General features: G+C 26.0%; 24 protein-coding genes. 2 read left to right on the top strand and 22 right to left on the bottom strand.

The window, feature by feature from the left end:
* Positions 1-54: 54 nt before the first annotated feature.
* From MYPE_RS02375 to MYPE_RS02315, 13 genes are all read right to left on the bottom strand, one after another.
* Entirely contained in the window at positions 55-372 is a 318-nt protein-coding gene (locus MYPE_RS02375) for a hypothetical protein (protein WP_011077277.1), read from the bottom strand.
* Positions 353-703: a hypothetical protein gene (locus MYPE_RS02370; RefSeq protein WP_011077276.1), complete on the bottom strand. Its 351-nt coding sequence runs from the start codon at positions 701-703 to the stop codon at positions 353-355. Before MYPE_RS02370 ends, MYPE_RS02375 begins: the two co-directional genes overlap by 20 nt.
* A complete protein-coding gene (locus MYPE_RS02365; protein ID WP_011077275.1) occupies positions 690-2660 on the bottom strand; it encodes a transketolase in 1971 nt (656 codons plus the stop codon). The genes MYPE_RS02370 and MYPE_RS02365 overlap by 14 nt, the downstream gene beginning before the upstream one ends.
* Positions 2660-4171 carry a PTS ascorbate transporter subunit IIC gene (locus tag MYPE_RS02360; RefSeq protein ID WP_011077274.1) on the bottom strand — a complete coding sequence of 504 codons (1512 nt, stop codon included), beginning with the start codon at positions 4169-4171 and terminating at the stop codon, positions 2660-2662. The genes MYPE_RS02365 and MYPE_RS02360 overlap by 1 nt, the downstream gene beginning before the upstream one ends.
* A 35-nt stretch (positions 4172-4206) precedes the next feature.
* The gene (locus tag MYPE_RS02355; RefSeq protein ID WP_011077273.1) at positions 4207-4497 is read right to left on the bottom strand and encodes a PTS sugar transporter subunit IIB; all 291 of its coding nucleotides are present in this window, start codon (positions 4495-4497) and stop codon (positions 4207-4209) included.
* Between the two features lie 2 nt (positions 4498-4499).
* Positions 4500-4934, bottom strand: a complete 435-nt coding sequence (locus MYPE_RS02350; RefSeq protein ID WP_011077272.1) for a PTS sugar transporter subunit IIA — start codon at positions 4932-4934, stop codon at positions 4500-4502.
* Positions 4935-4939: 5 nt separating this feature from the next.
* Positions 4940-6832: a BglG family transcription antiterminator gene (locus MYPE_RS02345; RefSeq protein ID WP_160162150.1), complete on the bottom strand. Its 1893-nt coding sequence runs from the start codon at positions 6830-6832 to the stop codon at positions 4940-4942.
* Positions 6833-6942: 110 nt separating this feature from the next.
* Positions 6943-7581: a d-ribulose-5-phosphate 3 epimerase gene (locus MYPE_RS02340; RefSeq protein WP_011077270.1), complete on the bottom strand. Its 639-nt coding sequence runs from the start codon at positions 7579-7581 to the stop codon at positions 6943-6945.
* 137 nt (positions 7582-7718) lie between these two features.
* On the bottom strand, positions 7719-8195 hold the full coding sequence (locus tag MYPE_RS02335; protein ID WP_011077269.1) for a hypothetical protein: 477 nt from the start codon (positions 8193-8195) through the stop codon (positions 7719-7721).
* A 78-nt stretch (positions 8196-8273) separates the two neighbouring features.
* Positions 8274-8561, bottom strand: a complete 288-nt coding sequence (gene rpmA, locus MYPE_RS02330; protein WP_011077268.1) for a 50S ribosomal protein L27 — start codon at positions 8559-8561, stop codon at positions 8274-8276.
* Between the two features lie 3 nt (positions 8562-8564).
* Positions 8565-8873 carry a ribosomal-processing cysteine protease Prp gene (locus tag MYPE_RS02325; protein WP_011077267.1) on the bottom strand — a complete coding sequence of 103 codons (309 nt, stop codon included), beginning with the start codon at positions 8871-8873 and terminating at the stop codon, positions 8565-8567.
* Between the two features lie 4 nt (positions 8874-8877).
* On the bottom strand, positions 8878-9180 hold the full coding sequence (rplU, locus tag MYPE_RS02320) for a 50S ribosomal protein L21 (RefSeq protein ID WP_011077266.1): 303 nt from the start codon (positions 9178-9180) through the stop codon (positions 8878-8880).
* A 257-nt stretch (positions 9181-9437) separates the two neighbouring features.
* The gene (locus tag MYPE_RS02315) at positions 9438-10349 is read right to left on the bottom strand and encodes an MAG4940 family membrane protein (protein ID WP_011077265.1); all 912 of its coding nucleotides are present in this window, start codon (positions 10347-10349) and stop codon (positions 9438-9440) included.
* Between the two features lie 162 nt (positions 10350-10511).
* On the opposite strand from MYPE_RS02315, the gene MYPE_RS02310 reads away from it, so the two are divergent.
* Together MYPE_RS02310 and MYPE_RS02305 are read left to right on the top strand one after the other, a co-directional pair.
* A complete protein-coding gene (locus tag MYPE_RS02310) occupies positions 10512-11057 on the top strand; it encodes an inorganic diphosphatase (protein ID WP_011077264.1) in 546 nt (181 codons plus the stop codon).
* Positions 11058-11124: 67 nt separating this feature from the next.
* Positions 11125-11451 carry a hypothetical protein gene (locus tag MYPE_RS02305; RefSeq protein ID WP_011077263.1) on the top strand — a complete coding sequence of 109 codons (327 nt, stop codon included), beginning with the start codon at positions 11125-11127 and terminating at the stop codon, positions 11449-11451.
* A gap of 52 nt (positions 11452-11503) precedes the next feature.
* On the opposite strand, the gene MYPE_RS02300 is transcribed toward MYPE_RS02305, so the two are convergent.
* From MYPE_RS02300 to MYPE_RS02260, 9 genes are all read right to left on the bottom strand, one after another.
* Positions 11504-12862 carry a membrane nuclease gene (locus MYPE_RS02300; RefSeq protein ID WP_011077262.1) on the bottom strand — a complete coding sequence of 453 codons (1359 nt, stop codon included), beginning with the start codon at positions 12860-12862 and terminating at the stop codon, positions 11504-11506.
* Positions 12863-12955: 93 nt separating this feature from the next.
* On the bottom strand, positions 12956-13294 hold the full coding sequence (locus MYPE_RS02295) for a hypothetical protein (protein ID WP_011077261.1): 339 nt from the start codon (positions 13292-13294) through the stop codon (positions 12956-12958).
* Positions 13295-13490: 196 nt separating this feature from the next.
* Positions 13491-14951 (bottom strand): hypothetical protein, encoded by a 1461-nt coding sequence (locus MYPE_RS02290; protein WP_083755109.1) that lies wholly within the window; start codon positions 14949-14951, stop codon positions 13491-13493.
* Between the two features lie 358 nt (positions 14952-15309).
* Positions 15310-16917, bottom strand: a complete 1608-nt coding sequence (locus MYPE_RS02285) for a hypothetical protein (protein ID WP_011077259.1) — start codon at positions 16915-16917, stop codon at positions 15310-15312.
* A 452-nt stretch (positions 16918-17369) separates the two neighbouring features.
* Entirely contained in the window at positions 17370-18848 is a 1479-nt protein-coding gene (locus MYPE_RS02280; protein WP_011077258.1) for a hypothetical protein, read from the bottom strand.
* A 464-nt stretch (positions 18849-19312) separates the two neighbouring features.
* On the bottom strand, positions 19313-20863 hold the full coding sequence (locus MYPE_RS02275; protein WP_044891250.1) for a hypothetical protein: 1551 nt from the start codon (positions 20861-20863) through the stop codon (positions 19313-19315).
* A 292-nt stretch (positions 20864-21155) separates the two neighbouring features.
* Positions 21156-21974, bottom strand: a complete 819-nt coding sequence (locus MYPE_RS02270) for a hypothetical protein (protein WP_011077256.1) — start codon at positions 21972-21974, stop codon at positions 21156-21158.
* Between the two features lie 2 nt (positions 21975-21976).
* Positions 21977-24457 carry a M60 family metallopeptidase gene (locus MYPE_RS02265; RefSeq protein ID WP_044891249.1) on the bottom strand — a complete coding sequence of 827 codons (2481 nt, stop codon included), beginning with the start codon at positions 24455-24457 and terminating at the stop codon, positions 21977-21979.
* A gap of 48 nt (positions 24458-24505) precedes the next feature.
* Entirely contained in the window at positions 24506-25747 is a 1242-nt protein-coding gene (locus MYPE_RS02260; protein WP_011077254.1) for a M60 family peptidase N-terminal accessory domain-containing protein, read from the bottom strand.
* Positions 25748-25762: the final 15 nt, after the last annotated feature.

Genomic DNA, 25762 nt, shown 5'->3' with positions numbered 1-25762 from the left:
AAAAATGAAAACTTAATATTTTAAAAATAAATGGCAATAAGAATTTATAAAGACTTACAACACACTGACATTTCTTTCTTTGAATATTCCTCTTTTTTTCTTAGGAACAATCATTTTCTTTTTTATTTCTTCAAAAGTTGAACTTATGTCAGTTTTATTACTTTCTTTTATTGTTGTAATAAATTCTTCAATTTTATCAATTTTTACGAAATGAATATTTTGAATAGTGTCTTCTTTAAATTCTTTATTTAAACAAGGAACAATAATCTTTGTGTTTTCTTTAACTTTATATTCTTTTTTAAAAGCTCTGCAAAAATCTATGAAGAATGAAACATCTGGTGGTAATGCAAATTTATTTTTTTTTAGATTCACATATTATATTGTTGTTCTCTTCTTTAACTTCTCTAATATTTCAATATAAAGGATTTGAAATTAAATAAATTGATTCTTCATACAAAAGATAAGGAACATTACCAAATTTAGTATTTTCCAAATTTCAACTTACATCCATATATCCTTCTTTTATTAATTTGTCTTTTTTGAACTTCTTAAATTTAGATTTTAAAATTTGTTTAACATAAAAACTTGTAGAAGTATAGGCAAAAGTATTTGGCTTAATTAACTTAGTATAAATCAAAGCACCTATTACTAAAATTACACCCAAACAAATTAATACAATTATTGAAATACTAGTTATTGTCATATTTTATTAACTTCCTTAAAATAAGATTTTTAATATTATCTTTGTTAAAACCTTTTTCTTTATATAGTGCATCACCATCCATTGATTTACCATATTCTTTTGCTTCAAAATGAATATGTGATTTTACATATGAAGAAAGTTTATACCAATAAGCATCAGAAGATGGTTCTATAGTAAATAAACCATATTTAGAATTTAGGATTTCTTTTATTTTAGATTCTTTATTATTTAAGAAAATATTTAATGATGGAATAGAAACAATTTTAACTTTGTAATTTAGATCATTTAAATCTTGTTTAACATCAAACAATAAATCAATTTCAGAACCACATCCTGCAATTGTGATATCAGGATTTTGATCACTTTCTAAAACATAACCACCATCATTAATAGTTCCTTTTAAAGATGTATTAATTTTAGATTTTAATGGTTGTCTAGTTAAAACTAAAATGTTAGTTTCTGATGTTGATTTTAAAGCCTTATAAGAAGCAGCTAAAAATTCAGTTTCATCACATGGTCTAAATACATTAACTCTTGGAATACTTCTTAGCATTGCAAGTTGTTCTATAGGTTGATGAGTGGGGCCATCTCCTCCTACTTGATATGAATCATGAGTAAAAATATAAAAGTTAGGTAAGCTCATTAATGTTCCTAATCTAATAGCACTTTTTAAATAATCACTAAAAACCAAAAAAGTTCCTGATATAGTTTTTAAACAACTATGCAGCAAGATACCATTAGTGATAGCACCCATCGCAAATTCTCTAATACCATATTTAATATTGTTAGAAGAATAATCATAATTAAAATCTGAATCATTTATTTTAATATTTGTTGCAGCTTCTAAATCTGCACAACCTGCAATAATAAAATCTGAATTATGATTTTTTAAGCAGTCCATCAAATCTTTTACATAATTTCTTGTAGCTACTGAAGTTTTTGAAAATTTAATGTTTTTAAGAATTTCTTCAATTTTATAGTTTCTTTTTAAATAATTATTAAACTTAATAAAATCTGAATTATTTTCTCTTTCATACTCTTTAAATTTATTTAATCATTTTTCATATTTCCTATTTCTATTTAAAACTTCAGTTTTGAAGTGATCATATATGTTTTGACCAAAAGAAAATTCTTCATTTTTTAAATCAAAAATTGTTTTAGCATACTCAATGTCATCTTCAGATAAACTCATACTATGAGATTTGTTTGAATTAATATTTTTAGTCCCATATCCAATTAAAGTTTTAACTTCAATATAAGTTGGCTTATCCTGTTTTTTAGCAAGGGAAATTGCTAAATCAATTTCATCAACTTCATTATTTACTTTTAAATAAAATCACCCCATTGATTCCATTCTTTTTTGTAAATCTTCATTAAATACAGTTTCTACAGAACTATCCAATTGATAATCATTTGAATCATGCAATACTATTAGTTTATTTAGTTTTAATTTCCCAGCTAAGCTCATAGACTCATAACTGATACCTTCTTGTATGTCTCCATCACCTACTAAAGCATAAACATAATGATCAAACAAATCACTTATACTTTTAAATTTATTAACAATATACTTTTGAGCAATTGCATTTCCAACAGCCATTCCAATTCCTTGACCTAAAGGGCCAGTTGAAGCATCTATAAAATTGTTTTTTAAATACTCTGGATGACCAGGAACAATTTCACTATTATTTTTAAATTTCTTAAACTCTTCTAAAGAGATTAATCCACTAAAATGCAATATTGAATAAATTGATAACGAACCATGACCTGCACTTAAAATAAATCTATCTCTATTGATTCATTTTGGATCAACACTGGAAATATTAATGTGTTTAGTAAACAATGTATAAGTTATAGTAGCTGCAGACATGCTCATTCCAACATGTCCTTGCTTAGCTTTTTTAATAGCATTTAAAGATAATAACCTAATGCTATTAATATATTTGCTATAATCCATTATTCATTAATTCCAATTTCTGGTTGTTGTATTTTTGCAGCTTTTCTTTTATCAAATACAAATCTTTTTAATAAACCATCAATTACAAGACCAACATATGCTGCAATAGGAATTGCTAATAATAATCCATATTTAACACCAATAGAACTCGGTAAAGATAGTAATCCTGGAATTGCTCCTAAGAAGTAATCAGTATCCCCTCATCCTAAAGTTGCATTACTTGGAGTTCATCCAGCTGCTGAAAACATAATTGGAACAAAAGTAATAATAATACCATTCAAGAAAGAGGCAACAATACACCCAATTAACCCACCTTTTACATTACCAAATACACCAGTAGTAGCACCTAAGAAAAATTGAGCAGTAATACCAGGTAAAATAATTGCAATTATGTTGTTAGATGATGAAATTGCCACTGATAACCCTAAACCTACAATAGCACCTATTACTGAACACACAAAACCAATTAGTACAGCATTTGGAGCATATGGGAACACAACTGGACAATCAATTCCAGCCTTTGCATTTTTAATTAATTTATCTGATATCCCTTTAAATGAAGGTACCAATTCACCAACAATCATTCTTACACCTAATAGAACAATTTCTACTCCAGCAGCAAAAGTAAACGCTTCTATAATACATTTAACTATTCAGTTTGTTGCAGCACCTGGTTTAAATAGATCATTTATAATGTCATAGTTTGGATTATTTGCACTTAATAATTTAATTCCAGTTTGATACATAATTCCTTGTGGAACATAAACAATCAAGTAAACAACTAGCATAGTAATTGCCATTGAAATAAAAGTATTTCTAAAGAATTGTAATCCTTTAGGGAATTTAATATCTTCAGTTGATTTTATATTTTTTCCTTTTTTAATTTTGTAAACTAATTCTCCAATTAATCCACCCATTAAATAACTTAAAGACCCTGTATGTGCAACTGTAATAGTATCAACTTTTGTAATTTGCTTTGTTCATTTGTATAACATTGCACATGATAGTACCATGTAAACACTTAAAATTGTAGAAGATGAAATTAAAGCTACTGCATAACCACCAACTGTGTTTACATCTAATCCACTTAAAATCATTACACCACTTAGCATTACAGACATATAGAATAATACATGCCCACTTAAGAAAATGTATTTAAATCTACTAGTGTATGCCAATATTAAGTTTAGAATCATTGCCACTACCATTACAATTGATCCTAGTTGTGAAATTGCTGCATAATTTGAGAAGAATCATCCAGCAAAAGCGTCATTATTTGGAATTATCCCATTTATATTAAAAAGGTCTGTGAATAATGCTTGAAAATTAGTCAGCGCTCCACTAATTACAGTAGCTCCACCAGTTACTATTAAAAAACCAGCAGCAGTTTTAAAAAAAGTTGTGATAATTTCTGTGGCTTTTTTTCTTAATAGAATTGCTCCTAACATAGCAAACAAGCCAACTAATATTGCAGGTGTCCCGACAAAATCTCTAAACAGAGATAGGACCATTCACCTGCTCCAACTTGTAGAGAAATATCCATATATTATTTATCTCCTTTGAAAATTTCTAATAATTTTGATTTCAATTCATCCACATTCAGAAGATTTTCAAGTGCTATTTTTTGACCACTTCCAGCATCAATACTATCAGCTAAATCAATACCACAAATAATGTAGTCAAACCCATCACTTGGTGAATATGAATTTAAATTTTTGTGTGTTACTTGAACATCATTGTCTGTCAGCCCTAGTTCACTAATTACATTTTTAATGTTCATTTCAACTATTAAACTAGATCCTAATCCTTGACCACAAACTGTACAAATTTTTTTCATTGTTATATTAATCCTTTAAATATTTCATAAATTTTTGTTTTATCTGACTCATTTAAGATTTTTGAAACTATATCTTTTTGAGATAAAGTATTCGCAAATTTTTGTAATATGCCCATATGAGAGTCAGAATCAATTGCTGACATACAAAACAATAAATTAACTTCATGTTTTTGGTTTTCACTAAACTTAATTGCATTCTCAAATATTACAAGAGACATTCCTGGCTTTTTGTTATATTCACAAACTGCAGTATGTGCTAGTGCAACCTTTTCAGCTATCACATAATATGGACCATATTTTAAAGTGGATTTAATTATTTCATCTGCTAAACCACTTTCAGCAATATTGTTTTTTACTAACAGTGACACAGCTAATCGGATAGATTCTTGTCAACTTATATTGCCCTTATGAAAAGCAATTAAATCATTACTTGTCATAAAATTTATTCTCCTTCTAAAATAAATTGATAAATTTCATTGGTATCTTTCATTTTTAAAAGTCTATTAACATTTTCTTCTTGTTTCAAAATATCAACCAATTCAAATAAAGGTTTGATGTGTTTTTCATTATCTTCAGGAGCTAAAATTATTATTAAAGAAATATTAAATTTAGATTTTCCTGGAAATACCACAGGATGCTTAAAAATATTAAAAGTAAAACTTAATTTGTTTACACCATCTAAATAAGAAGCATGAGGCATAGCAATTTTATTAGACAAAGTAATTACTGAATTGTATTTATTAATGTTATTAATTATTGCTTTAATATAGTTAACATTAATTCTTTTTGATTTAATTAAAGAATCTGTACATAACTTAATTGCTTTTTCTCAAGATAAATTTTTTTCATCAAAAATGTTGATAAAATCTCTTTTTAAAACTAGTGATAAAGGAATTTCCTTTTTTATCTTTTCACTTAATATAGTGTTTATTTTGTTATTGATTTCTTTTTTATTTTTTTCACTTAAAATGTTATTAATTTTCACATACTCTACATTTTTTAAAAAAGTTGAACTCAATATCAAATCAAATTTCTCATCTAATTCTAAAAATTGATCAATATTAACAATCTTAACTATGTCTAAATTTGTGAATATATTTTCAAGTTCTAATTTTAATACTCTATAAATATTAAAACCTTGATTAGTAACTATTATTGTTTTTATCTTCTTCATCATTTTAGAACTATATAAAATATTGCTAACAAAATATAATGACAATAAAGCTATCTCTTCCTGACTGAACTTAATTTTTAAATAGTTTTCAACTACACCTATATGTTTTACAGTTATATTAAAAAATTTTTTATACTTTTCTTTAACTATATTTAAGTATTCAACATTAACATTTAAATTAAACTTTGCTCTATAGTATGCAGGAATCAAATGATTTATCAAATCTGTTACTAATTTATCTTTTTCAAAAAAGAAAATATAATGATTCTTTTCAATTTCACTTAACATTTTGTATAAAACATCTTTTAAGTTTTTTAGTCCTAACAAAATCTTTTTATGATACTTAAGTTTGTTGTCACTAATAATAATGTTCCCAGATGTTAATAAAATAGTTAAATAATAATTTTCATCTAAATAGTTATTTTCAATTTTATTGTTTTTGCAGTATTCATTTAATAAATCTGTAGAGAATTTAAATTCTTTTAGAGAACTCAATATTGATTTATCTTTTTCATCTATAGTTAAAAACTTTTTCTTTTTATAGTAAATAAATAGAATTGATAAATAACACTGAATTAGATCAAGATATGATTTTGTGTTCTTTCTATTTAAAGAATTTAAATCATCTAGTTTATTTGCAATATACTGATTTTTTAAAATTGAAACATCAAATAATTTAGACATTATAATTTCATCATTTGTTAATAAATATGAACTAACATAATTAATTAAAAAACTTCTTATTGCTAATTCATCTCCCAATATTTGATATCTTAAATCTGTACTGTAAGTTAAATTGAGATTTAATTTTTTTAATTTATCTTTTAATTTTTTAAAATCTGAAGATATAGAGTTTTTTGAAATGATAAATAGGTTAGCATAATCTTCTAATGTTCTTTTGTTGCCAAAAACAATAATGTCAAAACAAATGAAATCAATTCTTTCATCTTGTGAAAATGAATAATAATTATTTAAAATTAAAAAGTTTAATTGCTCAATAGATAGGTTTAAAGATACATATCCTTTTTTAACCACTATTTCATTAAAATTATTTTTCTTAAGTAAATAATTTAATTCATTTATATATAAATAAACCATTCTAGATTTAATATTTAAATAATTTGTAAGTTCATTAATACTTGCTGAATTATGTTCAATCAAATATCTTATTAAACTTGTTTTTATCTTATTTAGCATCTCAACATACTCACTTATTTTTATATTTATAGAATTCTAAATAACACCAATAAACTATAAAGAATAAATGAAAGCTATTTTTGCAATTCAAAGAGTCTTTTTTCTAAATCATCAAATTCAAAAAGGATAGAACCTACCACTATTGAATTAAAATATTTTTTACAATCTGCTAAATGTTGTTCTCTTACAGAACCATCTACTTGTAAGATAACATCCTTTTTTAATGGAAATTCATCAATAATCTTTTTTACATTCAACAAAACTTTATTATCAAATTTTTCTCCTGTATTGCCTATGGTTTCTACTGCCATAAAATTAATTAAATCAATTTTTGATATAAAGCTCTTTAATTTTTCAAAATGTCTAAAATTTAAATCAATAGTTATGCCAGTTTTAAAATTTAATTTATTTGTTTTTTCAATAAATTTTTCTCAATCTTTAACCATATCATAGTGAGTGTGAATATATACATTTTCAACTTTAGGAATAAAATCAATTAACCTGTATGCATCATCAACCATAATATGAAGATCTTTTCTTATAGAAGGATCAATGTACTTTAAGATTTCAAAACTTAATCCAAAATCTTTTGTTCTAGTACAATCCATAAAATCTAAATGAATAGAATTTATACCAGTTTTTTCAATTTTTTTAATTCATTCAAAATAATTAAAATCTTTGATAGCTTTCAGACTTGGTGTAATATCTACCATATTTTTTATAACTCCTTTCTATATAAAATTCTAAATAAATTAAACAAATTATTAGATACCAAGAAATTACAAAATTTTATGAAATTAAATAAAATAAAAAAAGATAATAACCAATTTGATTATTATCTTTAAATTAATTAAACATCATTAGATAAATTTGGTGATTTAACTAAAACTTTTTTAAGAGATTCTTTTCTGTCAATAGATTCACGAGGTGCTGGTTCACTAACTCTTTTGTGTTTTTCACCTTTAGAAAAACTTTCTTTTTTTCTTTTTCATAAGAAAATGAATAAACCTAAAGTTATTAAACCTACTACTAGAAAAACAATTCCAACTGTAAACAATGAATAACTTGCATATACTCAAGTTGTTCCAGATTCATTTTTATAAGTTTCATAGTTAGTATTGTGACTATTGATATAATCTTGAAACCCAGGTCCACCTTTTCAGCTACTTAATAACTTTAAATATGTATCAAAGTTCTTAAAATAAACTCCTGTTAAAACTGCACCAACAATTAAACAAGAAGCTGAAAAAACAAAACCAAGGATTAATAGAAATTTTATATATGAACCACTTTCGCGTGGTATTTTTTTCTCTTTGTTTTTTTTCATATTAAATCTGATTGTTAACTAATATTTGATATATTATCACATAAGAAACATTAGAAAACAATAACACCATTCTCTAATTTATTTAGCTATTACACTAACTTTTGTTTTATTATCACCAAATTTAGTGAATTTAACAATTCCATCAATTTTAGCAAATAATGTATGATCTCTTCCCAACCCTACATTTTTACCAGGATAAATTTTAGTTCCTCTTTGTCTGTAAATAATTTGACCAGATTTAGCAAATTCTCCATCTGATTTTTTAGCACCTAAATATTTAGGATTAGAGTCACGTCCATTCTTAGTTGAACCAACCCCTTTTTTACTGGCAAAGAATTGTAAATTTATTTTTTTAATTAATAACATAAACTATTTCTCCAATTCTTTATTATATTTTTTAAATTTACAAAATTGAGAATATGAATCACTTATTGTTTTAACTTGTGTTTCTATTAAAGATATCCCAATTTTATTTCTTTGATTCATTTTAAGTTTTAAAACTAATTCAGGTTTTGATTGATCACTTTCAAATATCAATATATCTTTTTGATCAAATCAATTAATGCTTCCAAAGCAAATTCCTGAAATGGCTGAACAGACAATATCTTTTCCAACATCATCATATTGTGCATGCCCAGAAACCTTAAAACCATCTAAATAAAAATCAATTAGTATCATTGAATTACTTTACATTAATTCCTGTAACAACTAATTTTGTGTAAGGTTGTCTATGACCTTGTCTTTTTAAAGAACGTGTATATCTTTTATGCTTTATAATAAAAATCTTTTTTTGTTTTCCTTGTTTTTCAACTTTACAAGAAACTGTAGCATTTTTAATATAAGGCTTTCCTATAGTAGCATCTACCATTAGTACTTTATCAAAAGAGATGCTTTCACCTACTTTTTTATCTTGTTTTTCAACATAGATAACATCACCCTTTTGGACTTTGTATTGCTTACTTCCTACTTCAAAAATAGCAAACATTTTTTACCTCCATAAATATAAACTAGACTCATCCTGTTTGGTACTCAACTGCAATCATTTAATAATGACCAGGAGTTTAAATATCAATCTTATTAATTAATTGAAAAAACCTACAAGAATGGTTGAGCTGGGTAATACTAAATACACAGCATATATAATGATAACATATCTATATTTATATTTATTAAATAAGTTTTCAAAAAATAATGTCCTTAATAAAACAATAATAAGCTTGTAAAACTAATAAATTAAGCTAATTAAATATTGTTATTATAAAGAACACCATAAATGATTCCTCATATAAATGGTCATCCAAGTGCAAAAGTAATAGATATAGGAATGTTTTTATAAATTTGTTTTCTATCTTTATTTTTTAAAATAAAGATATTAGATAATTGAATACAAACTGAATACAACATGTTCCCATCATAGTATCCAATTCTATGAGTTAATACCATCATAATAAACATAATAGCTAAAGCACAAAATACAGACATTAAAGGAGAAAAAGGTTGGTTACCACTACTAGAACTAATATAGACAAAATAACCACAAAAAGGAACAGTTGCTCCAACTATTAATCAAACACTAGAATTCTTAACAAAATGCATTTTAGTACTTAATGGTTTAGTCCCAAAAGTAGATTGCAAACTATAATCTTTAGCTGGGTTTTTATCACCAATAAAATAGATTATTAAATTAGCAATTAGAAAACCAGTCATTAAACCTAAGAAGTGAAAACCTATAACATAAATCAAACCTTTAGAAACTAAATTAAATCCATGGATCATTCCTTCAAATGCTCATCTACCAATTACAGGACTAATTGAAATTGAGAAATAGGTAATTGATGATGGACTATTTCTAGACATCATTTGGATAATTCATCCAGCACATAGTGCAGCAATCACACAAAGAGAAGAAATCAAAGGTCTTACAAATGGGTTTCTTTCATTTAATGTTTTATAGTGGTTTCTTAAAAAGAAAATAGTAAAAGAAGTAAATAAAGCTAGTAAAGTTGATGAAGCAAAAGTACTTAAAGCAATGCTTGTATCTCATCAAGTTTTTAAGATTTCAAAAGTTGATGTATTAGCTAATGCTTCATGAGTAGTTAACTGATTACTAGCAGCAAGATTTGCAATTAAAGATTTATTAGCATCAAACATCATCTTCTTTACCCTAGATAAATTATTTAATTTATCTCAATTGGTTAAATTATATCTTTTAAGTTGAAAACCAATTTATAAAATAAGTAATTTTATAAAGATAAGATAACAAATAAATGTAAAATTATAAATACATTGAAATAATTATTTATATAGGTGAATTAAATGAAATTAAATGTAACTATTGAAATCCCAAAAAAATCAAATGTTAAATATGAATATGATAGAAAAACAAACCAAATTAGTGTAGATAGAATTTTATTTGGTACAGAAGTTTACCCACACAATTATGGTTTTATTAAAGAAGCATTAGATTGAGATGGTGATGAATTAGATGCTTTAGTAATTGCAGATCAATCATTCTTACCAGGAATTATTGTTCCAGCTAAAATTATTGGTGCAATGGAAATGATAGATGATGGAGAAACAGATACTAAACTAATCTCTGTAATTGATTGTGATCCAAGATACAAACATATTAATAACTTAAGTGATTTAGGTGAACATACACTTAAAGAAATCCAAAACTTCTTTGAAACTTACAAATTGCTACAAAATAAAAAAGTAGTTATCAAAGGTTTTAAAGATAGTGCATGAGCTACTAAAGAATACAATGAGTGTGTTGAGTTAATGAAAAAATATGGAAAAATGGATAAAGATGAATTCGTTAACAAAATGAAAAAAGAACACCCAGAAAAATATAAAGCATAGTTATAATATATAAAAATTAGTATTATATAATAAATACAACCAAGCATAATTTAAAGAGGTTTATACAATGAGTGAAAAAATTAAAATAGAAATTAGTTTGGCTACTTTTGACAAAATTAAAAAGATCTACGAACAATCTAAAGATATTTATGAAAAAATGAATTTAAGTAGTGTAGATGATTTCATCACTTACATATTAGAAAATTTCTCTAATAGTTCTATTCAATTTGACAAACTTAATGACCAAATGAAATCATTAATGGAAAATATCAATTTAGATAACTTAAATTTTGAAGATCTTTTCAAAAGCATAGCTAAAACTAGTATGCAAAAAGATGAAAATAAAAAAGAAGAAAACAAAGTAGAAGATAATCCAGAAAAGATTAAAAACTAATCTATATATAAATTTAAAAAATCCATTCTTAGTTGAATGGATTTTTTCTTTTCTATATTTCTTTATTATTTAAATAATTAATATTTAATGAATTAATAAAAATGTCAAAAGCATTTAAAGTACTAGCTGAATATGAGTTATAGAATTTTGGACTAATAGAATTATCTAACTCAATCTTTTTAGAATTATATAAATATATTACTTGTTCTATTTGACCACTATCTTGTTTGATAGCTGGAGTATTTTCAGATAGTAGTGCTTTGTATGAATTGTTATTTGTGTCTACACTATTTAAATAGTTTAGAAAGTAGTTCACACTTTCTTGAGTTGTGTTTTTATTAATTTCTATTAAACCAATTAAATCATATTTTGCTTTACTAATGATTTTAGCAACATTGATTTCATGAACTATTCTTTTAGTTTCAGTGTTAGTACTAGTTGGGTTTGAAACATCAAAATCTGAAGGTATCTCTTTATTGTATAAATTGAAGTTTAAAGTGTTTCATCCACCAACTCTAATAGTTGAATCAGAACTACTATTATTTTTATAGCTAATATCAGTTCCTACAGGAATATGATCAGAGATTAAATATTTAACATAGTTATAAACTGCATCTGAGTTACTACTATAATACTTATCTGAATAATCTACTCATCCTTGTCCATCTGTAAAGTTAGTACTTGGTAATGTTAAATAAGTATTGATAGCAAATCCTGTTTTAGATTCATAATTTGGTTTAATAACACTTTTAATATCATCATATGTTCCATTAGAAATTGATAAATCATTACTATTAAATGAATATATCAATTTATCATATGAGTTAGCAAAAGTATTAACAGTAGAAGATAAAGAAGTAGAATAGGTATCATTGTCTTTAAATAACATTGAATAACTACTATTAGATAAAGTACTAAATGCTTTATCTTGATTCCCTTTTCTTATATTAGTATCGGCAAAAAAGATAATATTTTCAGAACTAAAATATGTTTTAAATTCATCTAAAACACTAACTGTATTAGATGCTTCTTTAACTTCTTGACTACCTTGGTTAGATATTGAACTTTTAGTTTCAACTTCATTTAAGCTATTAGCAGAAGTTGAAGCACCAGGAGAGTCAAAGTGAGAAGAAGCCATAACAAAACTTTTATTGCTATCTACAATTTTAAATTTAGCACCATATGGACTTCTTACATATCCATATCCTGTTAAACTTTGATTTTGATTATTATTAGAATTACTGCTTCCAGAAAATATTTGTTCTTTGTTTTGAATTATATAATAAACACCATATCCAACTACTGCAAGTGCTACTAAGCTAACTGATAATGCATATATGTATTTATTACTTTTTCTTGAGTGACTTTTTCTTCTTTGTTTAGAATAGTTTTTTCTTCTGTGTTTTGCCATAGTTAAATAAACCTAAATATTAATATAAAGAAAAAAGATAGTATAGATATTATACTATCTTTTAAGATTAATGAATTGTAATAGTTTTATATATTAACCATCTATATTTCTAATGTCTTTTCTTAATTCTCATTGTTCTTTAAATTTATCAAAATCAGATTTTCTTTCACCATTAGAATTAATGTATTTTTCATAAACTAATATTTTATCTAATAAAAGATCTTTTTCTAAATGTAATTCATTTAGAGATTTAATATAAGTTTCTTTAGTTGTACTATCTGAATCTATTCCACAACTTTTACATAAAACAATTAATCCATCATTAGCTGATTGGATTGATAAATAGTTAGAACAAATTGAATTACAAATTGAACAAGATTTGGTTTCTGAACTATTAATGCTATATTTTTCTCAAAAATCTTTTTTAAACATACAAATACTAAAAATAATTTTTTTAAAAATTATTTTTATTAACTCCTACTAATTTAATTATATATGGAGTTTGATTTTAAAGTAAATATCAAATATATAGATATGTTATTAATAATATCTTTTTTAAAGTCAGACAATAAAAAATGACTTGTGTCATAACAAGTCATTTCTTAATTTTTATTAAATACAATTTAAATTAAATTGCAGTAAAAGTCATTGCATACCCTTCTTCTGCTGGGGTATTGTAATATGATCTAACCATAATTTGGAACTTTAATAAAGAACCTTTAGGTGCTTTTGTATTTGATACATTGAAAGTTTTTGACATACCATTGTTATTTGAAGTTCAAGTCTTACCACCATCAGTAGAATAACTTCAAACATTATATCATCCATATTCATAAGCATAAGGACTAATAGTAAAGTTTGCTTGGTAAGTTGTGTAATTTATAGTTTTAGCAGTTGCAACCATTGTAGGTGCTGGAGTTAATTTTACATAACTTGAGAAACTGTTTTCAACTTTAACTGGAAGTGGAGTATTAAGTTGTAAAAAATTAGTTGCTTTAATAGTTATAGTTTTTACAGTTTTAGTGTAATCACTTCATAAGTAATTTCCACTAGGGGTTGCAGTTACTTGAAATTGTTTAGTTGCAAAGTTAGCTGAATTTTTTACATATGTTAAGTTAACATTTGAATAATTTCCAGAAAGATATTTTTTCACATTATTTTGATCTTTAAATAAACTTTCTAATTTAGTGTTGAATGTACTATCATTTGATACATCTGATGTAGATAATTCATAACTAAAATTATCAGTACTTGAAACAGAAGCCACTGGAACAGCTGAATCAAAACTTACAGAAATTGTTCTTGGTTGAGTGCTGCCATTGTATCATGCAGTTCCTGATTTTGGAGTTATTTTAATAGTGAATAATGTTCAACCTCATTCTGACATTTTTGCAGAACCATCAACATATTCCACTTTTTCAACATTATTAAAAGTTACATATTGTAAATTTTTAGATGAAAAAGTTCCTTTTAAATAATTGTTTAAATGTTCAGTGCTAGTAAAGTGTGCTCTAGGTACATTATAATTAATAACTCTTGCAGATTCTATTTTCATTTCTGCTAATGGAATAATGTTAGTTAAAGAAACAGTTATTTCTTTTTCACTATTAGTACTATCATTTCATTGATATCCTGATGATGGAGTAACTTTAATTTGAAAAGTTTTATTTTCAAAATTAGCTGAGTTTACTTTGTAAAAAATATCTACATTTTTAAAATCACCACTTAATGAAGATTTAACTTTTGTTTCAAAATATTCATTTAAGAATCAATTTAAATCATATTGATTACCTGCTGGAACTTGAAGATTTGATGTTACTGTTCCTTCTGGAGCAGTAGCAACATTTTTAACTTCTTCAGTTTTTTCTTCAACAGAAGTAACTTCATTAACTACTGAATTAGTTTCTTCTGAATTATTAGTAACATTGTTTAGTACTTCTACTTCACTTAAATTTTGGTGAGTGAATGAATCTGCTAAAGGTGCTGCAACAGTTGCAGTATTAGCTAGAGGTGCTACAACCGTTGCACCAACTCCAATAGCTCCAAGAGTTGTAATGCTTCCAATTAATAATTTTTTACTTATTTTCATATAATATTTGTTCCTTTTTAACAATTTATATTTTTGATTATTATTGGTATTAGAAATATATACCAATAAAAAAGCCAAAACTTTATGTTGTGGCATTATTTATATTACCTTATTAGAAAAACCATTTCAACTTTTTAAAGCCTATTTTTTAAACATTTTTAAAAAAATGTATGTAAAATAACAAATTAATTAATTGAAAAATAAATTTAAAATATATTAAAAAATTGCTAAAAAATATTTAATAATTCATAAAACATTAATAGATAAATATAATTAATCTGGTTGTCTTCAATAAAATAAAAAATGACCTGTGAAACCACAAGTCATTTTTTTGATTTTCTTTAAAATTTAATTTTAATTAAACAGCATTAAAAGTCATTGCATATGCTTCAACTGCAGGACCAGTATAATATGTTTTCCCCATAATTTGGAACTTCACTAAAGAACCCTTAGGTACTTTTCATGATGACAGATTGAATGTTTTTGTTTTTCCAATATTAGTAGTTGCACTTCAAGTTTTTCCACCATCTTTTGAATACCTTCAAACTGAATATCATCCAAATTCAGCAGCATAAGTATTAATAGTGAATTTTGCTTCATAAGCTGTATGATCTTTAGTTTTACCAGTTACAACTATTGAAGGTGCTGGAGTTAATTTTACAAGACTTGAGAAACTGTTTCCAACTTTAACAGGAAGAGCTGTATTAAATCTTTGAATATTATTAGCATTAACAGTTATTATTTTATCACCACTAGTAAAATCACTTCACTGGAAACCATTAATAGGAGTTGCAGCTAGTTTAAATTCACCTTTTTCATAGTTGGCTGAACCAGATACAAATTTTAAATTAACATTTGAATAATCACCTATTAAGTTTGATTTTACATTATTTGGTTTTCTAAATAATTCAGTTAATTTGCTACCAAAAGAATCATTGTTTCAAACATCTGCAATTGATAATCTATAGTTAAATTTATCAGAACTTGAAACTGAAGTTACAGGTACTGCTGAAGCAAATAAAACATTAATTGTTTTTGATTGGTAACCCTCATTTTTGTTTCAAATAGCTCCTGCTTTTGGTGTAACTTTAATAGTAAATTGACTTGAACCTGAAGCAGCTAATTTTGCTGATCCTTCAACATATTGAATTTGATCAACATTAGTAAATTTTATATTTTTTAAATTAGAAGATGAGAAATTACTTCTTAAATAAGTATTTAAGTGGTTTGCACTAGTGAATCCCATTTTAGAAACTTCATAAGCAACAGATTTATTAGAATCTATTTCAATCTTTGCTGATCATGACATGTTAGATAAATAAACTGACATTTCTTTTTCTTTATTGCCAGATCCATCTTCTCATCCATGACCAGAAATTGGTTTAATGTTAATTTTAAATGTTTTTTTATTAAAATCTGCAGAATTATCTTTATAAGAAACCTCTACATTTTCAAAATAACCTTTAAATGTTGGTTTAACCAAATTATCAAAGTTGTCTTTTAAAAATTTATTTAATTCTTCATTGTTAGTAACAGGATCTGTTAGAACATATGATTCAATTTCTGTTCCATCTTTTGGAGCAGTAGCATCTTTTATTAGTTCAGTTACAGATACTTCATCAACTACTGTATCAGCTTTTACATCTTCAACTTCAGGAGTTACAATTTCAGTAACTACTGAATCAACTTTTTCATCTTGAGAAGGTGCAGTTTCAGTAACTACTGTATCAGCTTTTACATCTTCAGAAGGTTTAGTAACTTCAGTAACTGAGTTATTAACTTCTTTAGAACTATCAGCAGTATCTTTTAAAACATCTACTTCACTTGAGTTTTTTTGAGCAATTGAATCTGCTAAAGGTGCTGCAACAGTTGCATCATTAGCTAAAGGTGCTACAACTGTTGCACCAACTCCAATAGCTCCAAGAGTTGTAATGCTTCCAATTAATAATTTTTTGCTTAATTTCATATAATATTTGTTCCTTTTTACAATTTTATATTTTTAATATTTATTTTTATTTTTCATACTATTTGATTTGTTAATATTAAAAAATCAATACTAACAAACATACCAAAACTCTATCGTTGTGGCACTTTTATGTTAGCTTATTAAAAAGTGAAATTCAACTTTTAAAAGCATTTCTTTGTAATTTTTTTAAAAAAAGATATACAATTATAAACCCCAAATTTTTAAATAATCTTTCTTAAAAACTAAAGAATATGAATTTTAAAAAAATCAAAACCTGTTATTAAAACTTTTAAGTTATTTAACTAATAAAAATAAATTTAATAATAATATCCTATCTCTTAATAAAATTAACAAAAAGCAAATAAGAAAATGTTATTAAGTATTAGGAGTTAAAAAAAATGACCAATGATTATACACCAGTCATTTTTTAATTTCATTAATAGCAATTTAAACTAAACTGCATTAAAAGTCATTGCATACCCTTCATAAGGAGTGCTAGTAGCAAATCTTGTATTAAACATAATTTGGAATTTTAATAAAGTATTACTTTTCACATTTTTACTCAACATATGGAATGATTTTAAACCATTAAGATCTTTTGAGATTCAAGTTTTTCCATTGTCATTAGAATAACTTCAAATAGTTGTTCATCCAAAATCTCTAGCTTCTCCTCTAAGAGTGAAATGTGCTTCATAAGTTGTAAATTCTTTATTTTTACCTTTTAAAGACATTCAAGGAGTTCCTACAATAAGACTTGTTCTACTACCACCAACTTTAACAGGAAGAGGAGTATTGAATCTTTGAATGTTAGGAGCAGAAACAGTTATTGTTTTTTGACCTTTAGTATAATCACTTCATAAGAAGTTTGCACCAGGTGTAGCAGTTACTTGAAATTCTCCTTTTTCATAGTTAGCAGAACCATCTACATATTTTAAATTAACATTTGAATAGTCACCTGAAAAATTTGATTTTACACTATTTTGATTTTTAAATAACTCAGTTAATTTACTATTAAATGTTTCTTTACTTCATACATCTGCTGCTGAGAATTGATAATTGAATTTGTCAAAACTTTGAACTGAAGTTACAGCTACTGCTGAAGCAAATAAAACTGGAATTGTTCTTGGTTGATAACTCTTGTTGTATCAAACTGCTCCAATTTTTGGAGTAATTCTAATACTAAATAAACTTGAACCAAATCCTGCTAATTTTGCAGAACCTTCAACATACTCAATTTTATCAACATTAGTGAATGTCACACTTTTTAAATTCTTTTCTGAGAAATTACTCTTCAAATAATTATTTAAATTACTTGAACTAGTAAAATCCATTCTAGGTCCACTATAAGTAATAACTTTTTGAGAACCTATTTTAATATCAGCTAATGACGACATGTTTGGTAAATAAACAGATATTTCTTTTTCATTATTTGTTTTATTTTCTCAAGCATGACCATCAGCTGGTTTAACTTTAATTTGAAAAGTTCTATCATCGAATTTTGCAGAACCTTCTTTATAAGAAATCTCTACATTTTGAAAGTAACCTTTAAATGTTGGTTTGACTGATTGTTCAAAGTTATCTTTTAAAAATTTATTCAATTCATTATTATTAGTCACAGGTTCTGTTACAACACCTGATTCAATAACTGTATTATCAGCTGGAGCAGTTGCATCATTTTTAACTTCTGCAACTTCTTTAGTTTCAGCAGAAACTTTAGGAGCAACCACAACATTAACTTCTTTGTCTCGAGAGTTGTTGTTTGCGTCATTTACAACCCCTACTTCACTCAAGTTTTTTTGAGCTAATGAATCAGATAATGGAACAACTGAAGTTGATTCATCTTTTGCAAGAGATGTTACTACTGTTGTACCTACACCCATAGCTCCAAGAGTTGTAACACTTCCTATTAATAATTTTTTGTTTAATTTCATATTTTTATCATCCTTTTTTGATTTATTGAAATTCTTGTATCAATAAATTCAAACTAAACAAATATACCAAAACTATATAGTTATGGCAATTTTATGTTAGCTTGATAAAAAGTAGATTTTGGTGTTCAAAAAATCTTTTGTAAATTTTTTATGTATTTAAAATTACGTAAAAAATTATCATGTGTTGTTTTAAAAAGAGCGTAATGCATCTTTTTTGTGTCAAATGTTTTGTATTAATAAATAAATTATATATTTAGTTTTGATTCAAACATAAATCACTAAACTGAATTAAATTAATTATTCAAAACAATTTTTAAAATTGTACTCATAAAAAGTTTAAAAACTCTACTACATAAAATTAAGAAGCAGAGTTTTTAAAGAAAACTTATTTAATTTAAAAAATAAATAAAAAAATGACTTGTGATATTTACAAGTCATTTTTAACTTTTAATTATGAGTTCTAATTAAATTGCATCAAAAGTCATTGATCATCCAACAGTTGGAGCATTTTCTCCACCATCGATATAGAATAAGATTTCAAACTTTAATTTTAGAGAACCTTTAACCATGCTATTGTTTACTGTAACAGTTGGATTTAAAGCAGATTTAGGTTCTGAAGTTCAAGTTTTACCACCATCTTGAGAATAACTTCAAAGAGTTGTTCATCCATATTGAGCTGATGATTCATGCAATTTATAGTTTGCTTTATAAGTTGTAGTATTAGTAGTCTTAGATGTTAGAACAACTGTTGGTCTTCCATAAATAAGATCTGTTCTACTTCCACCATTTTGAACTGAAAGCGGTGTGTTGTATGAAATTTTTTGAATATTTGCTTTAACAGTAATAGTTCTAGCTTCTTTAGTTCTAGTATCTAATCATGAAAATCTACCTTTTGGAGTTGCAGTAATTTTAAATTCACCTTTATCATAATCAGCTGAACCACTTACATATGATATGTTAGTACCTGAATAATCATTTGAAAGAGATGATTTTAAACTATCTGAATTTTTAAATAAATCTGTAAGCTTTGTATTAAAAGTTTCAGTATTTCAAACTTCTGAAGCTGAGAAAGTTTGCAAGAATGTGTCAGCACTAGATAGAGAAACTACAGGAATAGCTGCTAAAAATGAAACATTAACTGTAACAGGAGTTGTTCCATAATTTACACCATTATATCAAGCAGCACCTACAACTGGTGTTAATTTTACTTTAAATGAACTATTTTCTAAATTAGCTGAACCAGCAACATACTCAGCTGTATAGTTTGTTATAGTTGCACCACTAAATTTTTTAGCTGTGAAATTAGATTTTAAGTGACTATCTAAAGTAGCTGAATTAGTTGCAATAATTATATCATTGTAGCTAAGTGCACCTGAAGTTCTAGCCAATAATAACATTTTTGGTAAAAGAACAGTGTATTCTTTTGCATCAGTTGTTCCATCTTCTCAAGCATGTCCAGAAGTTGGAGTTACTGATATTTTGAAATTTTTGTTTGCAAAATTAGCAGAATCTTTCACAAGAGAAACATCTACATTTTTAAAATAACCATTAAAAGTTGGCTTAACTGATTTTTCAAAGTTTTCACTTAAGAAATTGTTTAATTCAGTAACATCAGCTACTGGAATTGTTGTAACACTTGATTCAATTTCTGTTCCATCATTTGGTCTAGTAGCATCTTTTTGCAATTGAACAGGAGGAGTAGGATCTGTATTAGTATCTCCATCTCCACCTTGGTTTTGGTTGCCGTCACCATTATTTCCATCTTGTCCTTGGTTTTGGTTGTCATTACCATCAGTGTTTTCGTCTCCACCTTGGTTTTGATTTCCATCTCCATTTGGATTACTGTTATTATCATTATCTCCAGAGTTATTGTTGTTGTCCTGATTCGGAACTTCTACACCACTAGAGTTTCTATTTGCAAATGAATCTACTAAAGGTGCTGTAACAGCTGCACCAACACCAATAGCACCAAGAGTGGTAATACTTCCAATCAATAATTTTTTACTTATTTTCATATAATTATCATTCCTTTTTTGATTTATTTTCAAATTTGATATCCTAGATTTTAATTTTCTTTTTAAAAGACTATCAAATCCCAAAACTCTATAGTTAAGGTAATTTTATATTAGCTCATTGGGAGGCAAATTGCAATATTTGGAAATTATTTTCTGCAAGTTTTTTAATATATGTATATTAAAAATATATAAAATAAACATTTTTTTAAAATATTATTTGCAAGCAAAAAATTTGACTAAACTATTCAACAAAATAAAAAAGATGCTTTTGTAAAAGCATCTTTAAAACTAATTAATTAGTCTTTTTTCTTTTCTTATCTTTTTTATCTTTCTTATTTTTAGATTTTAATTCTTTAGTTTCAATTACATCTTTTGTTTCTTCATTATTAGTTAATAAGAAAGTTTCTTTAATCTTATCAATGTTGAAGTTAGAGATAATTTTATTATTCATCTTTTTAATGAATTCAAAATCAAGATCATATTTTTCATCAAAATATAAGAAGCTACAAATCAATGAATAGAATACTAAAATAATTTCTGTAATAAAAATTAATCTATGGTCAACAATGATTAATACTAATGATAATAATATTATTAGTAAATCTATAGATAAAACACCAACATATGCAAAGAACCTTAGATTTTTTATTTTCTTCTCAGCTACATATAACTTTAAAAAGATTAGTAGTTGATAAATAGAATTAATCATAAATAAGAAGAAGGACAAGATTCCAATAATAGATCCTGGAATTAATAAAGAATTGTACTGATCTAAATGAACTGAATTTATGTAGTAACCAACTTTTGCACCTAAGAATGCTGAACAGAAAAACATTGATACTAATAAAACAATACTTGAAACAAAAAAGAACTTTTGGAATTTTAAATATCTTTTAACAAAATACTTTTTAGAAAAGAATTCTTTAAAAAATGAGTTAATATCTTTTAATAATTTATTTTGGAAATTATCAAATGTACTTAATACTTTATCAAAAGAATCTAATGACTTATTTTCTTTTGTGCTTTTAGTTTTATTTTTCTTAGCTTGTTTCTTTTCTTTTCTTAGATTGTTATCTTTAGGAACTTTATTAACTTGACTATTAGTATTCATAATTATTTATTCCTTTTAGATTTTTTATCTTTATCTTTTTTAGGTTTAGTCTCAGTATTTTTATTTTGTTCCTCTTTTTTAAATTCTTTTGAATCTTTTAAATCAATGTTCTTGTTTTCTATTGGTTTACTATTATTTTTTTCTTCTACTTTTTCTAAAGCAATTTCATCATCTTCATCATTTTCAAGCCTATTTGGTTTAGCTTTAAACTTAGATTTAAATTTATCAAAAATAGTAATTCTTTTATTTTTAACTTTTAAATAATACATTACTGATAAAACAGTAATAACAATTGTTAATAAAACAATAATTGATAAACCAATTGCTAAGAAGTAGAATCAATCGTTAACACTGATTGGTTGAGCAGTTCCCTCTAATGCAAAATATTGAATTTCTACTGGAGCTGAGTTTTTAGTAGTAATAGACACGTAATGTTCTCCTTCACTTAAATTTGAAGCACTGAATAATCCTTCATTTGCTGATCTTGATTTTGAACTTGTTGAAACTGTACTGTAATATTTGTGATCAATATATACATTAAATGATCCATATCCTATGTCTTTAGTTCCAACAATTGTAAATGCAGTTCCTCTAAAACCAAATGCAACTTTAGTGCCAGGTAAGATTGTGTATAAAGATGCTCCATTTACTTTCCCATCTTTATTACCTCTCTTTCAATCACCAACTGTATAGATTCATTCTGAGTCTGGAGTAAGAATTAATGTTGGAGAAACTTTTAACCCTGCATCTAGGTATCAGACTTGTACTGTTCTAGATACTGGTTTTTCAGTAAAGCTTGTAACCCCATCATCTCCAGTATTCCCTGCTTCCCTATCAAAAGTTTTTAAAGATACTTTTAATTTATTAGTTCTAGCTGAAGGGAAAGAAAATTTAGGATAAGCTGTTTTTTCAAAGTCTCCCTCAAATAAAATATTGTCTTTAGCATCTTTAATTATTATTCCATCTGGTGCAGTTCTATTTACTGAATTTGGTCATAGTTCTAAATAGTTAACATCCACATCTCTTCTAAATGGGATTTCAAAAGTAAATAAAAAGTCATTAGAAGTTGAATCTTTTGTAGTTGCTGCTGTAAAGTTATTGCTACCACTTGTATTATCTCTTAGTAAAGATAAAGATTTTTGTTCACTTCCAACTGTTACATTGGTATCTCAATTAATATCATTATGATATGAAGTAATTTGAGAACTATAGTATTGTTGATAATTTTCATTACTAGGTACTACAAATTCAGTAGTATTTCCCTCTAACTGTAAATCAACTTTATATCTAACAATATATTGATTACTTCCTCCATCTTTTACAGTAACTTCATATTCAAAACTGTCAGTGTTATTTAGATTAGAAGTATCTGGATAATATGTTAAAGTGTTAGAACTCGAGTCATAACTACTTCTACTATTTGGATTTTTTGTAATTTTATAATCAGATAATGTGTAATTAGAATCCATTTGTTTTTTAGTAGCAGTTTTAGTACTATCAGATAAATTAAATTTATATCCACTAGTAAAAGCAGTTTTTGGAATTAAGAAAGGTCTTTGGATAGATGTATAGTTATTAGGTTCAATTACATTTCCATTTTCATCAGTTGCTACATCATATGCAACTTGAGAAGCATAAAAACTACCAACTGGTAAAAACTTCTTTAGTCTATTTTTATTAGTTGTTGATGAAGAACTACCAGATCCACTGTTACCACCAGTACTATCGTTAGTATTAGTAACAGGGAAATTTGTTGATAAAGCAGTTTCTAATTTGGTTTTCATATCACTAGAAATCAATCCAGAGTTATAAGTGTATTCAATTCAGTCATATCCAGTAACAGCAGAAATTCTATAAACAAATATTGCATTTCTGTCATTTTTTATAGATTCAGGAATAGTAATTTTATTTCCTTCGAAATCAGTAACTGTAGAATCACTATAACTTCTAATAATTTTTTGGAAAGTGCTAGTTCCAAAATGAGACATAATTACTGAATAATCATAATCAATACCTTCTCTTGCTTTATTTTTATCAGGACTATTATTGTCATTTACATATTCATCTAAATAAGTATCAACATTCAAATATCCATTTAATTTATAAATGTGGTTATTTCCTCTCTTAGAGATTTTTCCATCTGTTGCATTGTAATTTATTCATTTATATCTATTGTTAGAAACATTAGTAAAGTTTAAATATGAAGCAATTGTTAATACATTGTTAGTAACTTCACCACTTCCTGTATATCCTCAAGAACCTTGGTTTTGGTGATTGTTCTCATGCATTACACCTCAAGAACCTTCATTAAGAACATTTTCATAATTTAAAATTGATGCTGATCAACTTCATGGTGAATTAATATATGAAGCACCCACAAAACTAACTGCTGCCCCATAGGCTACAAAGTTACTATGAATATGTCGGTATGATTGTTTTCAAACAGCATTTTTATTAATTGTATATAAAGCATCTAATGCCATCTTGTCATATAGATCCATTGATTTATAAGGATATGATTTTGGATCATATTATTGAGTATATGTTGCACTATCACCTTTAAAATAAGGGCTTAAAGTGTGAACAGGGCCTGCAAACTTAATATGATCTGCTGCTATATCAAATATAGGAGCTTTAGCTTCTTTAGTTAATCTCTTTCATTCTGCTTCTGTTGTGTATCCATGAATGTAGTGCAAAGCTTCAACAGCACCATTAATTACCATCCCTACATTTTTTAAAGCATTTAAACCAGGTTCTTTGTTAACAACAACATTAACAATTCCACCAAAAGGAGAACCATATTTAAATTCACTAGTAGTTATACTAATGCTTGTTTTCATGACTGGTAATCTTTTGCTAGCTCTAGAGTAGTTTGAAGCATTATATCCAGGAGCTGGATTTTCATTGTCACCTATTGTTAAAGTTAAATTTAAAGCTTTAACTTCTTCATCAGTTAATCCAGGAATTTTGATGTTAATAACTTCACCTGGTGGAGCATATAACCCTGTTACTACATAACCTGGTTGGGTTAAATCAATGTTAAAGTTCTTTTCTACTGCCAAAGCATCATCTGGTAATTTGTGATAATACTCACTAGTATTGTTAGTTGCTGCTTGATAATATTGAAGGTCAATTGCAGGATGTTTTTTTAATTGTTTGTTTGCAATTGCTCACTGAATAAATTGACTAGAATTTAATAGTGTGTTTTCATCTCACACATTATTCATTTTTTCTGTGTCAGATGGTGTACCACTTTGAGTACCGGTATTTGTGAAGTATGGGTGAACTGGTGATGGATAATAATCAGCACTATAAAAAGAGATACTTGTCTTAGCCTCTGCACCATTCCTAGTAGTGATTGCAGGAAATCCACTTAAAGTCCCAGAATATGTTCTTGCAGCTGATCTTCTATACTTTTTAGTAATGTATGAGTCATGACTATATAAAGTATCAATATTATTCCCTTGTTTACTACCACGTGATTCCATTTGGTAAAAACTTAATGTTTGAGAAAAATAAATTGTCATAGCAAATGTAAATGTTCCCAATACTGTACCAGTTGAGATCATTAACAATTTATTTTTCTTAACAAACTTTTTAAATCTTTTTTTAGAATCATTTAAATTAGTTTTGTATTCATTAAAAGTATTATTAACAGATTCAATTTGATTTGAAATACTACTAACAACATTTTCTCTAGTATTTGAAATAGATTCTTTTACTTTATTAAATTTATTTTTTAAACCAAAAAAATTATTCTTTTTAGATTTCATACTATCCTTTATTTA

Source organism: Malacoplasma penetrans HF-2, assembly GCF_000011225.1.
GTDB classification, from domain to species: domain Bacteria; phylum Bacillota_I; class Bacilli_A; order Mycoplasmatales; family Mycoplasmoidaceae; genus Malacoplasma; species Malacoplasma penetrans.
This window is presented reverse-complemented; position numbering and strand designations above follow the sequence as displayed.